A 14,217-nucleotide genomic window follows, 5' to 3' on the forward strand; every position below is an offset into this window, starting at 1 on the left:
GGGCTGAAAAAAGGGGCTACATTATGCCGCCGAGTCCTCGGCGGAGCAATGCGCGCCCGTCGCGCCGTGGTTTTCCTGCCGGCCAGGGTAGTCTGCGACTGACAGCAGCCCCCTTCCCCCGCTACAATTGTCGACTTTGTCGCAATGCTGGAGCTCAATCTTCCGTGCCCGTTCTGCGTCTTCCGCTTCTCCCTGCCGCGGCAGGTAAACAGCACTGGGGCAACCTGCCCGGTGCCGCCCTGAGCCTGGCCATCGCCGAGGCTGCCAGCGCTGCAAAGCGTTTTACCCTGCTGCTGACCGCCGACAGCCAAAGCGCCGAACGGTTGGAACAGGAGCTGAGTTTTTTCGCTCCGGATTTGCCGGTCTTGCATTTCCCGGACTGGGAAACCCTGCCCTACGATCTTTTTTCACCGCACCAGGACATCATTTCCCAGCGAATCGCCAGCCTTTATCGGCTGCCGGAGCTCAGTCATGGCGTTTTGGTAGTGCCGATCACCACGGCCCTACATCGCCTGGCTCCGACCCAATTCCTGCTTGGCAGCAGCCTGGTGCTGGACATCGGCCAGAAGCTCGATGTCGAGCAAATGCGCACCCGCCTTGAGGCCAGTGGCTATCGCTGCGTCGACACGGTGTACGAGCACGGCGAGTTCGCGGTACGCGGCGCCTTGATCGACCTGTTCCCGATGGGCAGCAAACTGCCTTATCGCATCGACCTGTTCGACGACGAAATCGAGACCCTGCGCACTTTCGACCCGGAAAACCAGCGCTCCATCGACAAAGTGCAGTCGATCCGCCTGTTGCCTGCCAAGGAATTCCCGCTGCAGAAAGACGCCGTGACCCGTTTCAAAGCGCGCTTTCGCGAGCGCTTCGATGTGGATTTCCGCCGCTGCCCGATCTTCCAGGACCTGAGCAGCGGGATCACCCCCGCCGGTATCGAGTATTACCTGCCGCTGTTTTTCGAAGAAACCTCCACCCTGTTCGATTACCTGCCCCAGGACACCCAGGTGTTCTCCCTGCCGGGCATCGAGCAGGCGGCGGAAAACTTCTGGAACGATGTGCGCAATCGCTACGAAGAGCGTCGCGTCGATCCTTCCCGGCCTTTATTACCGCCGGCCGAACTGTTCCTGCCGGTGGAAGACTGCTTTGCCCGCCTCAAGAGCTGGCCGCGAGTGGTGGCAAGCCAGCAGGACGTGGAAACCGGCGTCGGCCGCGAACGCTTCCCGGCCAAGGCGTTGCCGGACCTGGCCATCGAAGCCAAGGCCACGCAGCCATTGGCGGCACTGGCGAGCTTTCTCGACGCATTCCCCGGTCGCGTCCTGTTCACCGCCGAATCCGCGGGGCGTCGCGAAGTGCTGTTGGAACTGCTCGAACGCCTGAAGCTGCGGCCGAAGACAGTGGACAGTTGGCCGGACTTCGTCGCCGGCAAGGATCGCCTGGCGATCACCATCGCGCCGTTGAACGACGGCCTGGTCCTGGATGACCCGGCCCTGGCACTGGTGGCGGAAAGTCCTTTGTTCGGCCAGCGCGTCATGCAGCGCCGCCGTCGCGAGAAACGCGCCGACGCCGCCAACGACGCCGTCATCAAGAACCTCACCGAGCTGCGCGAAGGCGCGCCGGTGGTGCACATCGACCACGGCGTGGGCCGCTACCTGGGCCTGGCGACACTGGAAATCGACAACCAGGCCGCCGAGTTCCTGACCCTGGAATACGCCGAGGGCGCCAAGCTCTACGTGCCGGTGGCGAACCTGCACCTGATCGCCCGCTACACCGGCAGCGACGACGCCCTCGCCCCACTGCATCGCCTGGGCTCGGAAACCTGGCAGAAAGCCAAGCGCAAGGCGGCCGAACAGGTGCGCGACGTGGCCGCCGAACTGCTGGACATTTATGCCCGTCGCGCCGCCCGCGAGGGCTACGCCTTCGCCGATCCGAAAGCCGACTACGAAACCTTCAGCGCCGGTTTCCCGTTCGAAGAAACCGTCGACCAGCAGACCACCATCGAAGCCGTGCGCGCCGACATGCTCGCGCCCAAGCCCATGGACCGGCTGGTGTGCGGCGACGTGGGCTTCGGCAAGACCGAAGTGGCGATGCGCGCCGCGTTCATTGCCGTGCACGGTGGCAAGCAGGTGGCGATCCTGGTCCCGACCACCCTGCTCGCCCAGCAGCACTACAACAGTTTCCGCGACCGCTTCGCCGACTGGCCGGTGACCGTGGAAGTGATGAGCCGCTTCAAATCCACCAAGGAAGTGAACGCCGCCGTGGCCGAACTGGCCGAGGGCAAGATCGACATCGTCATCGGCACGCACAAGCTGCTGCAGGACGACGTGAAGATCAAGAACCTGGGGCTGGTGATCATCGACGAAGAACACCGTTTTGGCGTGCGCCAGAAAGAACAGCTCAAGGCCCTGCGCAGCGAAGTCGACATCCTGACCCTGACCGCCACGCCGATCCCGCGCACGCTGAACATGGCGGTGTCGGGCATGCGCGACCTGTCGATCATTGCCACGCCACCGGCCCGTCGCCTGTCGGTGCGCACCTTTGTCATGGAGCAGAACAAAAGCACGGTCAAGGAAGCCTTGCTGCGTGAGTTGCTGCGTGGCGGCCAGGTCTATTACCTGCACAACGACGTGAAGACCATCGAGAAGTGCGCCGCCGACCTGGCCGAACTGGTGCCGGAAGCGCGCATCGGCATCGGTCACGGGCAAATGCGCGAGCGTGAACTCGAACAGGTGATGAGCGACTTCTACCACAAACGCTTCAACGTGCTGATCGCCTCGACCATCATCGAGACCGGCATCGACGTGCCGAGCGCCAACACCATCATCATCGAGCGCGCCGACAAGTTCGGCCTGGCCCAACTGCACCAGTTGCGCGGCCGGGTCGGTCGTAGCCACCACCAGGCCTATGCCTACCTGTTGACGCCTCCGCGCCAGCAGATCACCCCGGATGCGGAAAAGCGCCTGGAAGCCATCGCCAATACCCAGGACCTGGGCGCCGGCTTCGTGCTGGCCACCAACGACCTGGAAATCCGCGGTGCCGGCGAATTGCTCGGCGACGGCCAGAGCGGCCAGATCCAGGCCGTCGGCTTCACCCTGTACATGGAAATGCTCGAACGCGCGGTCAAGTCGATCCGCAAGGGCGAACAGCCGAACCTCGATCAACCCCTGGGCGGCGGGCCGGAAATCAACCTGCGGGTGCCGGCGCTGATCCCGGAAGACTACCTGCCAGACGTCCACGCGCGGCTGATCCTCTACAAACGCATCGCCTCGGCCAGCGACGAGGAAGGCCTCAAGGACCTGCAGGTGGAGATGATCGACCGCTTCGGCCTGCTGCCGGAACCGACCAAGAACCTGGTGCGAACCACGCTGCTCAAGCTCAAGGCCGAGCAACTGGGCATCAAGAAAGTCGATGGCGGCCCCAACGGCGGCCGGATCGAGTTCGAAGCCCAGACTCCGGTCGACCCGCTGGTGCTGATCAAGTTGATCCAAGGCCAGCCCAAACGCTACAAATTCGAAGGGGCCACGATGTTCAAATTCATGGTGCCCATGGAACGCGCGGAAGAGCGTTTCAATACCGTAGAGGCGCTGTTCGAGCGCCTCACTCCGACCACTGCTTGAAGGACGCCCCATGCGCCTGTTTCGCTCACTGACCTTGCTGTTGACCCTGGTCGCTCCCCTGGCGTTTGCCGATGACCTGTATCAGGTTGAAATGATTCTGGTCCGCCAGAACGCCGAACCGGCGATTGTCAGCCGTGCTGCACCGGAAGACTGGGACGCCGGCGCGCAACGCCTGGGCGCGGACAGCCAGCGCACGCCGGCCCTGGGCAACATCGTCGAGAAACTCACCGCCAGCGGCCAATACACGGTATTGATGCACAAGGCCTGGCAGCAGACCCTCGGTGAACAGGGCCGCAAAGTCGCCATCAGCGATGGTGCCGAACAGTTTGGGCAATTTCCCATCGAGGGCACCCTGGAACTGAAACTGGGCCGTTTCACCGACGTGGATGCCGATTTCTGGATCAACCAGATCGACGCCAATGGCCTGGTCACTGCCAGCGAGCGCCTCAAACAGCAGAGCCATACCAAGAATGGCCAACTGAATTTCCTCGATAACGGCCACCTCGGCCTGCTGATCAAGATCACCTCGCTGACCGCGCCCGCGCCACGGCAGGCACCTGAAGTCATTCCGGACTGATTGGCGCGCCTATGCCCTCGCCCCTGAGCAAACCCCTGGCACCTTCCTGGGTCAATCGATTCAAGGAACAGAGCCTGGAGCGCGGGCGCCGTTATGCGCTGGAAAACCGCGTCAGGATCGTCGAGGCCGGCGACAGCACCATCACCGCCAGTTGCGAAGGCTCTGGCGGCAACGTCTACCGTCAGACCATTCGCCTTAAAGAGTCAGCCAAGGGCGCGCTGATTCTGCTGGAAGCCGCGTGCTCCTGCCCGGTGCGCATCAACTGCAAGCACTGCGCGGCGGTGTTGCTGCAAGTCCAGGAAACCCTGGCCTACCCGGCCGCCGAAAAAGACGCGCAATTGCTGGAAAAACTCCAGGCCGTGCTGGACAACCGCAGCCCCAAGGCCCCACCGCAAGTGCTGGTGGACAACATACAACCGGTGCCGCGCCTGTGGCTGGCCAGTATCGAGTTCAGCGCCTTCGAGCCACGCAACGGCAAGATGCAACGCTACATCCAGCACCGCGCCGCCTTGTCCTTCAGCTATCTGGACGAATACGTCAGCGGCCAGCGCAACACCGACGTGCTGATTCGCCAGGAAACCCAGACGCTGCGGATAAAACGCCACACCGATGTGGAACAGTCCTACCGCGAACAGCTGAGAATCCTCGGTTTCAAGGTCGCGACCCGACAAAGCAAGGCCCTGCCGGAAAGCGCTGGCGAACTGTACGAAATGGTCAACGACAGCGCCTGGCTGACGTTCACCCTCAACGACCTGCCGAAACTGCGCACCCAGGGCTGGGAATTGCAGATCGACGAGGACTTCGGCTTCGACCTGACGGCCGTGGACGAATGGTACGCCACGGTCGAGGAAACACCGGAACGGGATTGGTTCGACCTGGAACTGGGGATCATCGTTAACGGCGAGCGCCTGAGCCTGCTGCCGATCCTGTTGAACCTGATGCGCTCGCACATCGAGTTGTTCAACCCGGAACGCTTGGCCAGGCGTCGGGACGATGAACTGATTCTGGTCAACCTGCCCAACCGTCCGAACTCGGAGTTCGGTCCGCAGCAGGTGGCCCTGCCCTATGGCAGGCTGAAACCGGTGCTGGCGACCCTGGGCGAGTTCTACCTGCAAGAACCCGGCACCACCAAACTGCGCCTCAACAGCGCGGACGCCTTGCGCCTGAACCCGCTGCAGGACATGCCACTGACCTGGGAAGGTGGCGAACACATTCGCGGCCTGGCCCAGCGCCTGCGGGACATCAAGGATTACACCACCACCGCGCCGGAAGGCCTGAACGCGACGCTACGGCCTTATCAACTCGAAGGCTTGAGCTGGATGCAATCACTGCGGCAGCTGGAAGTCGGCGGCATCCTCGCGGACGACATGGGCCTGGGTAAAACCCTACAGACCCTGGCGCACATTCTCAGCGAAAAAAACGCCGGGCGCCTCGATCGCCCATGCATGGTGGTGATGCCCACCAGCCTGATCCCCAACTGGCTCGACGAGGCCGCTCACTTCACGCCGCAACTCAAGGTACTGGCCCTGTATGGCGCCGGGCGCAAAAAGCATTTCGAACGACTGGCCGATTACGACCTGGTCCTCACCACCTATGCCTTGCTACCCAAGGATGTCGAGCGCCTGGCCGCGCAGCCATTGCACGTGCTGATCCTCGATGAAGCCCAGTACATCAAGAACCCCACCAGCAAAGCCGCCCAGGCCGCCCGCGAGCTGAACGCCCGCCAGCGGCTGTGCCTGTCCGGTACGCCCCTGGAAAACCACCTGGGCGAATTGTGGTCGTTGTTTCACTTCCTGCTGCCGGGCTGGCTCGGGGACGTCAAGAGTTTCAACCGCGATTACCGCGTACCGATCGAAAAGCGCGGCAGCGATGTACGACTGCAGCACCTCAACGGTCGGATAAAACCCTTCCTGCTGCGCCGGACCAAGGAACAAGTGGCGACCGAGCTGCCGCCCAAGACCGAGATCATCCATTGGGTCGAACTCAGCGATGCCCAGCGCGACGTCTACGAAACCATGCGCCTGGCGATGGACAAGAAGGTCCGCGACGAGATCACGCGCAAAGGCGTGGCCCGCAGCCAGATCATCATTCTTGAGGCGCTGCTCAAGCTGCGCCAGGTGTGTTGCGACCTGCGCCTGATCAACGATGCCACCCTGCCCGCCCGAGGCAGCACCTCGGGCAAGCTCGACAGCCTGATGGAAATGCTCGACGAGCTGTTTGAAGAAGGCCGTCGGGTGCTGCTGTTTTCCCAGTTCACGTCCATGTTGGCGCTGATTGAAGATGAGCTGAAGAAACGCGGTGTCGATTACGCCATCCTGACCGGCCAGACCCGGGACCGTCGCACGCCCGTCAAGGAATTCCAGAGTGGCAAGCGTCAGATCTTTCTGATCAGCCTGAAGGCCGGTGGTGTAGGCCTGAACCTGACCGAGGCCGACACGGTGATTCACTACGACCCGTGGTGGAACCCGGCCACCGAAAACCAGGCCACCGACCGTGCCTACCGCATCGGCCAGGAGAAGCCGGTGTTCGTCTACAAGCTGATAGCCCGAGGCACGGTGGAAGAGAAGATCCAGCTGCTGCAAAAGGAAAAGTCCGACCTCGCGGCCGGCGTGCTGGACGGACGCGTGGCCGGAGATTGGAAATTGCAGAGCGACGATATCGAAGCGTTGTTCGCGCCGCTGCCGGACAAACTGGAAAAGCGCTGACCCCCCTCAATTCCTGTGGGAGCCGAGCTTGCTCGCGATAGCGGTAGTTCAGCGGGTGCGGATGTTGACTGTGCTCGCGATAGCGGTGGTTCAGCGGGTGCAGAGGCTGACTGTGCTGCCGTCATCGCGAGCAAGCTCGGCTCTCACAGGGGAGAGGCGGTGTTCATATAACCTGAGTCCACCACACTTCCAATGTGGGAGCGAGCTTGCTCGCGATAGTGGTGGTTCAGCGGGCGTAGATGTTGACTGTATGCCCCCCCCACATTGCTCAGCGCTAATCAATCAGCTGGGCAGCCCTCAGCGCGCCGAGCGCCGCCAGCCAGCGAGGGTCCTGGCGATATTCCGTTGAAGCATAGGCCTGGCCGCGCATACGGGCGATCCGCGCCGAAGGCTTGACCTTCAGGCGTTGGGCAGCGCTCAAGGCCAACTCCGCGGCGGCGCGATCATTACACACCAGCCCCATGTCGCAACCCGCCGTCAACGCCGCCTCGATACGACTGGCGGCATCACCGACCACATGCGCACCGGCCATCGACAGATCATCACTGAAGATCACGCCCTCGAATTGCAACTCGCCGCGCAGGATGTCCTGCAACCAGCGGCGGGAAAACCCGGCTGGATTGGCGTCAACCTGCGGATAGATGACATGGGCCGGCATCACGGCGGCCAGTTGCTTGCTCAACCTGGCAAACGGCACCAGGTCGTTGGCCCGAATCTGTTCGAGGCTGCGCTCATCGGTCGGAATCGCCACATGGGAATCGGCCTCGGCCCAGCCATGCCCCGGGAAGTGCTTGCCGGTGGCGGCCATGCCGGCGGCACTCATGCCACGGATGAAGGCACCGGCCAGCAACGCCGCGCGCTCGGGGTCGCCTTCAAAGGAACGACTGCCGACGACGGCGCTGCGCTGATAGTCGAGATCCAGCACCGGGGCAAAACTCAAGTCGAGACCGACCGCCAGCACTTCGGTGGCCATGATCCAGCCGCACTGCTCGGCCAGGTATTCAGCGTTCGGGTTGTCGGCTATCGCCCGCATCGCCGGCAACCGCACAAAGCCCTGGCGCAGCCGCTGAACGCGACCACCTTCCTGGTCCACCGCCAGTAAAAGGTCGGGACGAATGGCGCGGATCGACGCGCTCAGCTCGCGCACCTGCCGCGGATGCTCGATATTGCGGGCAAAAATGATCAGGCCGCCTACTTCTGGCTGGCGCAACAGGTGGCGATCTTCGGCCGTCAGCCAGGTACCGGCGACGTCCACCATCAACGAGCCTTGCAGGCCAGCAGTCATAGCATTTCCTTAATAACGATGAACCCGAGCGGCGACACAGGCATGAGCAAACTGCCAGGCCCAGGGCCCGGCAGGTCGCGGTCATGCACTAAAGAATGGAACGGGTTCGAAACGAGAGTCGGCATGGGCGGCTAGCTTAGCGGATGTGGGCAGCCGCGCCCACCCGTGCACTCAAGCCTTGGCCAGCGCCGGCGTCGATTTGCTGCGTGGACGCAGTTGCGCGGCCGCCATGGCCTCATCGGTGACGCCACTCTCGGCACGCATGCCGGCCGCCAGGAACGGCACCATCAGGCGCATCACCTGCTCGATCGAGGTGTTCACGCCAAAATCGGTTTCAGCGATGGCCCGCAGCGCCTTGATCCCGGACATGCTGAACGCGGCGGCGCCGAGCATGAAGTGCACTCGCCAGAACAACTCGATGGGTGGGATGCGCGGTGCGGCTTCGTTGACCAACAGCATATAGCGACGGAACACCTTGCCGTACATGTCTTCCAGGTATCGCCGCAGGTGGCCCTGGCTCTGGCTGAAGGCCAGGCCCAGCAGGCGCATGAAAATGGACAGGTCGTTACCGCTGCGCGGTTGCACGACAAGGGCTTGCTCGACCAGGATTTCCAGCAGCTCTTCCAGGGTAGGCTTGACGTCAGGCTTGGCTTGGCGCCGCTCCAGTTCACGATCGAGGCTGAGGCAGAAAGGCCCGAGGAAGCGCGAGAAGACCGCTTGGATCAAGGCCTTTTTCGAGCCGAAGTGATAATTCACCGCCGCCAGGTTGACCCCGGCCTTGCTGGTGATCAGACGCAATGAGGTTTCGGCGAAACCTTTTTCCGCGAACAACTGCTCGGCAGCATCGAGAATGCGTTCAACGGTTTCCGACTGGGCCATGGTTACTCCGCCTGACAAACACTTGTTTGAAACATACGTTTCAGCCCAGGGGTTGTCAAGCCTGCCGGGGCGTTTTGCGAACGCCCGGTCACGTATTTAACCACACCTTTTCACAGGGGGTAGCCCTGCCCCATCCCACAACCCGACCGACCGTCCAGCGGCCTGTGGAAAAAGGAGGATTGCCAAGTGGCGTTCACTGTATATAATCCCAGTCACTGTATAAAAAGACAGAGCGATCAATATGCTAAAGCTGACGCCACGCCAAGCAGAGATTCTGGCCTTCATCAAACGCTGCCTCGAAGACAACGGCTACCCGCCGACCCGTGCGGAAATCGCACAGGAACTGGGTTTCAAGTCGCCCAACGCGGCTGAAGAACACCTCAAGGCGCTGGCGCGCAAGGGCGCGATCGAAATGACCCCGGGCGCATCCCGTGGCATTCGTATCCCCGGCTTCGAAGCCAAGGCCGACGAAACCACCCTGCCGATCATCGGCCGAGTCGCGGCGGGCGCACCGATCCTTGCCCAGCAGCACGTCGAGGAATCCTGCAACATCAACCCTTCGTTCTTTCATCCCCGGGCCGATTACCTGCTTCGTGTACACGGCATGAGCATGAAGGACATCGGCATCTTCGACGGTGACCTCCTGGCCGTCCACACCACCCGCGAAGCCCGCAATGGCCAGATCGTGGTGGCGCGAATCGGTGACGAGGTGACCGTCAAGCGCTTCAAGCGCGACGGCAGCAAGGTCTGGCTCATTGCCGAGAACCCGGAGTTCGCCCCCATCGAAGTGAACCTGAAAGATCAGGACCTGGTCATCGAAGGCTTGAGCGTCGGCGTCATTCGCCGCTAAAGGAGGCTTTATGCAGTTCCCTCACACACCACAACACACACAACTTCCGCTGTTCGAGGCATTCATGGCCCAACCGCTGGTTCCAGTCCTGAAAGAGGTCATCGAGTCGCCCTGGGGCGTCGAACCCGAGGCCTTCAGCGAACTGTCGTTACGTGGTGCGGCCGGAAACTGCCTGAACCTGCTGGCGCCGATTCTGCGAGAACTCAGCCAGGACCAGGATGCTCGCTGGTTGACGCTGATCGCCCCACCGGCCAGCGTTACCCAGGCCTGGCTGCGTGACGCCGGCCTGAACCGTGAGCGCATCCTGTTGCTGCAGCCGAGGGGCACCCAAAGCGCCCAACAGTTGACTTGCGAGGCCTTGCGTCTGGGCCGTAGCCACACCGTGGTCAGCTGGCTCAACCCACTGACCACGGCCGCACGGCAACAGTTGATCAGCGCCGCCCGCACCGGGGACGCACAAAGCCTGAATATTCGATTGGGCTAAGACAAACGCGGGGCTTCTCCAAAGTAGAGAAGCCGACCAGCCACACTATTCAAAAAAGCCGACAGACGGGATCAGTGAAGAACCCGCGGCCCCTCTTCCTTGTTGAATTCGCCTTCAACCAGGCGACCTGCCATCTGGACGCCCACGCTCAGCATCGCCTTGGCGACTTCGACGTGTTGGCCCTGGAGGAATACCTTGGCATCTTCGGAGAAGTTCAAGGTCACCAGAGAACCCTCGTCCTCGGCCCTGCGCAGCTCGATGCGGCCATCAGGAAGTTCGACAATTTCTAGAAAGGACGTAGGCATAAAAGTCTGTTCTCCACGAAAGGCGAGGATTATATAGTCATCGGCCAGGCTCCGCTCGGGATCTTGACCAAGCGTTATCAACGAACGTAACGGGCCGAGGAGAAACTCAGCACTCGTTCAACCCTTCACGAAAGCGTATCGCCAGGCTCTTGAGGTTCTGGCGCCAGCTCTCCAGTTCCTCCCGGCTCAACTCCTGCTCCGGGTCTTGCTCATCCAGATTGACCGCCACGATCAACGGTTGGGTCACGTCCCCCTTGGGCTTGCGCGGGGCCCGGGGCGGCTCGAACAGCGCCGCATGGGCCGCCAATAGCTTCGCAAGCCAGGTTTCCGGGTTATGCGCCAGTTCGACCATTTCGGCCAACTCCGGAATCGCGATGGTTTCCAGCGCTTCGCGGGTCAACAGCAGCTCGGCTCGCGGGGCGTTCGCTTGTGGCAGGCGATAGAAACCAGCGATTTCATGGCACAACCCCAACAACGCACCGTACAGGTGGAACAGCGCGGACTCACGTCCTGCCTGGAGCAGCGCCGGGGAATTCATCGCGCGCCCGTCCTCGGCCCTGGTGAGTGCTTCGAGCGACAGGCCGGCGAAATAGATTTTCTGATTGGTGCGGGTATAGAGTTCGTGGGCCATGGCGGCATCTCCCCAACGAAATGAAAGCTTCACGCAAGTGCGACAGTGTCGTGGATCAACCGAGGCCACTGCAAGCCAAAAACAAAAAGGCCGCATGAAAACCTATGGGTTGTCATGCGGCCTTTTTGTCAGGTCCATGCAGATTTAGCGATTGTAGAGGGCGGCTGCGCCGCCAGCGGGAGCAAGCCCCCTCGCGACAAGAGCCTCAACCCCGCCCTCCAGACAAGCCCTGGCGATCAGCGCTTGTCTTCAACGGTCCATTTACCGCCATCGTAGTACGCCTTCCAGCCGGTCGGCTTGCCGTCGACTTCGGTCTGCACATACTGCTCCTTGGTCTTGCGGCTGTAGCGAATGACCGCCGGGCGTCCTTCCGGATCCTTCTGTGGTGCCTCACAGAGGAAATGGTACTTCGGATCGATTTCGTCCTTGTGCGGCACGATCTCCATCACCAATGGCGCACGGGTCTCACGGTTTTTCGGGAACTGGCTGGCCGCCAGGAACAGGCCAGAGGCACCGTCACGCAGGATATAGGTGTCGTTGACCTTCTCGCACTTGAGCTCCGGCATTTTCACCGGGTCCATCTTCGGCGGCGCCGCGTCACCGCTCTTGAGCAGTTTGCGCGTGTTTTTGCAGGTCGGGTTGGTGCAGCCGAAGAACTTGCCGAAACGGCCGGTCTTGAGCTGCATCTCGCTGCCACACTTGTCGCATTCCAGGCTCGGGCCTTCGTAACCCTTGATGCGATAAGTGCCCTCTTCAATCTCGTAGCCGGCACAGTCCGGATTGTTACCGCAGATGTGCAGCTTGCGCTTCTCATCCAGCAGGTAGGCATCCATCGCCGTGCTACAGATCGGGCAGCGATGCTTGCCACGCAGCACCAGGGATTCCGATTCGCCCTCGTCGTCCGCGGCGATTTCGTCGCCCGGCACCAGGTTGACCGTCGCCTTGCAGCGTTCCTTGGGCGGCAGGCTGTAGCCCGAGCAACCGAGGAAGACACCGGTCGAGGCGGTCCGGATTTGCATCGGACGGCCGCAGGTGAGACACGGGATGTCGGTCATGACCGGCTGGTTGGCCCGCATGCCGTTGTCCGGGCTCTCCGCCACTTCAAGTTTTTTCTTGAAGTCGCCGTAGAACTCGTCGAGAACGTTTTTCCAGTCCCGCTCGCCCTGGGCCACATCGTCGAGGTTCTCTTCCATGCCGGCGGTGAAGCCGTAGTCCATCAGGTTCGAGAAGCTCTCGGACAAACGCTCGGTGACGATGTCACCCATCTTTTCCGAATAGAAACGACGGTTGTGCAGCGCCACGTAACCGCGGTCCTGGATGGTGGAAATGATGGCGGCATAGGTCGAAGGACGACCGATACCGCGCTTTTCCATTTCCTTGACCAGGCTGGCTTCGGAGTAACGGGCCGGCGGCTTGGTGAAGTGCTGGGTCGGATCGAGCTTGATCAGCTTCATCACGTCGCCCTGGGCCATGTCCGGCAGGACGTCGTCATCCCCAGGCTTGGTGATTTGCGGCATGACGCGGGTGTAGCCGTCGAACTTCAGGATGCGGCCCTTGGCACGCAACTCGAAGTCACCGGCACCAACGCTGACCGTGGTCGACAGGTATTGCGCCGGCAGCATCTGGCAAGCCAGGAACTGGCGCCAGATCAGCTCGTAGAGGCGCTCGGCGTCACGTTCCATGCCCGACAGCTTGCTTGGCTCGGTGTTGGCATCGGACGGACGAATCGCTTCGTGAGCCTCCTGCGCGCCTTCCTTGCTGCTGTAGACGTTCGGCGTGTCCGGCAGGTACTTCTTGCCGAATTCGCTTTCTATATAAGTGCGCGCCATCGCCACCGCATCGACCGACAGGTTGGTCGAGTCGGTACGCATATAGGTGATGTATCCGGCTTCGTACAGACGCTGGGCCATCATCATGGTCTTCTTCACGCCAAAGCCCAGGCGGTTGCTTGCGGCCTGTTGCAGCGTGGAGGTGATGAACGGCGCCGACGGCTTGCTGCTGGTCGGCTTGTCTTCGCGCTTGACGATGCTGTAGCTGGAAGCCTTGAGCTTCTCCAGCGCCGCCATGGCCTGGGCTTCGTTGAGTGGCTTGAAGGCCTCGCCCTTCTCGCGGGCCACGTCGAAGCGCACGGTCGCGCCCTTGGCGGTGCCGAGGTCGGCGTGGACTTCCCAGTACTCTTCAGGGATGAACGCGCGGATCTCACGCTCGCGCTCCACCACCAGCTTCACCGCAACCGACTGTACGCGACCAGCCGACAGGCCACGGGCGATCTTGGCCCACAGCAGCGGCGAGACCATGTAGCCCACCACGCGGTCGAGGAAGCGACGCGCCTGCTGGGCGTTGACCCGATCGATATCCAACTCGCCCGGTTGGGAAAAGGCTTCCTGGATGGCCTTCTTGGTAATTTCGTTGAACACCACGCGCTTGTAGCGGCTGTCATCCCCACCGATGGCTTCGCGCAGGTGCCAGGCAATGGCTTCCCCTTCGCGGTCCAAGTCCGTCGCGAGATAGATGGTGTCGGCATCCTTGGCGAGCCGGCGCAGCTCTTCGATGACCTTTTCCTTGCCCGGGAGGATCTCGTACTTGGCTTTCCAGCCGTGTTCCGGATCGACCCCCATGCGGGAGACCAGCTGCTTGCGCGCCTTGTCCTTGGGCGACAGCGCCGGCACTTCACCGGCAGCAGCCTTGCCGCGCTTGGCGGCTGGCTCCTTGCTGGCGCTAGCCGAACCGCTGGTGGGCAGGTCTCGGATATGGCCGATACTCGACTTCACCACGTATTGGTTGCCCAGATACTTGTTGATGGTCTTGGCCTTAGCCGGGGATTCCACAATGACCAGCGATTTGCCCATGGATCAGAAAATTCCTGAATTCTAAAAAGTGAAAGGCG

The 14,217-nt window shown here is 61.9% G+C and carries 10 protein-coding genes; 5 read left to right on the top strand and 5 right to left on the bottom strand.

The features are described from left to right. The first annotated feature begins 164 nt into the window (after nt 1–164). From mfd to AO356_RS02280, 3 genes are read left to right on the top strand one after another with little or no spacing between them, the layout of a single operon-like run. The gene (mfd, locus tag AO356_RS02270; RefSeq protein WP_060738404.1) at nt 165–3,614 is read left to right on the top strand and encodes a transcription-repair coupling factor; all 3,450 of its coding nucleotides are present in this window, start codon (nt 165–167) and stop codon (nt 3,612–3,614) included. Between the two features lie 10 nt (nt 3,615–3,624). Further along, nucleotides 3,625–4,191, top strand: a complete 567-nt coding sequence (locus tag AO356_RS02275; RefSeq protein ID WP_060738405.1) for a CsiV family protein — start codon at nt 3,625–3,627, stop codon at nt 4,189–4,191. 11 nt (nt 4,192–4,202) lie between these two features. Continuing rightward, the gene (locus AO356_RS02280; protein WP_060738406.1) at nt 4,203–6,896 is read left to right on the top strand and encodes a DEAD/DEAH box helicase; all 2,694 of its coding nucleotides are present in this window, start codon (nt 4,203–4,205) and stop codon (nt 6,894–6,896) included. Nucleotides 6,897–7,170: 274 nt separating this feature from the next. On the opposite strand, the gene nagZ is transcribed toward AO356_RS02280, so the two are convergent. Both nagZ and AO356_RS02290 read right to left on the bottom strand, forming a co-directional pair. Further along, the gene (gene nagZ / locus AO356_RS02285; protein ID WP_177431707.1) at nt 7,171–8,169 is read right to left on the bottom strand and encodes a beta-N-acetylhexosaminidase; all 999 of its coding nucleotides are present in this window, start codon (nt 8,167–8,169) and stop codon (nt 7,171–7,173) included. A gap of 183 nt (nt 8,170–8,352) precedes the next feature. After that, the gene (locus tag AO356_RS02290; protein WP_013692622.1) at nt 8,353–9,060 is read right to left on the bottom strand and encodes a TetR/AcrR family transcriptional regulator; all 708 of its coding nucleotides are present in this window, start codon (nt 9,058–9,060) and stop codon (nt 8,353–8,355) included. A gap of 241 nt (nt 9,061–9,301) precedes the next feature. Between AO356_RS02290 and lexA the strand changes: the two genes are divergently transcribed. Both lexA and sulA read left to right on the top strand, forming a co-directional pair. Then, the gene (gene lexA, locus AO356_RS02295; RefSeq protein WP_003199651.1) at nt 9,302–9,910 is read left to right on the top strand and encodes a transcriptional repressor LexA; all 609 of its coding nucleotides are present in this window, start codon (nt 9,302–9,304) and stop codon (nt 9,908–9,910) included. Between the two features lie 10 nt (nt 9,911–9,920). Beyond that, nucleotides 9,921–10,394 carry an SOS-induced cell division inhibitor SulA gene (gene sulA / locus AO356_RS02300; protein ID WP_060738408.1) on the top strand — a complete coding sequence of 158 codons (474 nt, stop codon included), beginning with the start codon at nt 9,921–9,923 and terminating at the stop codon, nt 10,392–10,394. Between the two features lie 71 nt (nt 10,395–10,465). Here the strand turns inward: sulA and AO356_RS02305 are convergent, their stop codons facing one another. The 3 genes from AO356_RS02305 to topA all read right to left on the bottom strand — a co-directional run bounded on the left by AO356_RS02305 (nt 10,466) and on the right by topA (nt 14,179). Next, the gene (locus tag AO356_RS02305) at nt 10,466–10,699 is read right to left on the bottom strand and encodes a hypothetical protein (protein WP_003183419.1); all 234 of its coding nucleotides are present in this window, start codon (nt 10,697–10,699) and stop codon (nt 10,466–10,468) included. A 106-nt stretch (nt 10,700–10,805) separates the two neighbouring features. After that, entirely contained in the window at nt 10,806–11,330 is a 525-nt protein-coding gene (locus AO356_RS02310; RefSeq protein WP_060738409.1) for a DUF6586 family protein, read from the bottom strand. A 236-nt stretch (nt 11,331–11,566) separates the two neighbouring features. After that, nucleotides 11,567–14,179, bottom strand: a complete 2,613-nt coding sequence (gene topA, locus AO356_RS02315; protein WP_060738410.1) for a type I DNA topoisomerase — start codon at nt 14,177–14,179, stop codon at nt 11,567–11,569. Nucleotides 14,180–14,217 lie beyond the last annotated feature (38 nt).

Source organism: Pseudomonas fluorescens (assembly GCF_001307275.1).
GTDB lineage: Bacteria > Pseudomonadota > Gammaproteobacteria > Pseudomonadales > Pseudomonadaceae > Aquipseudomonas > Aquipseudomonas fluorescens_AA.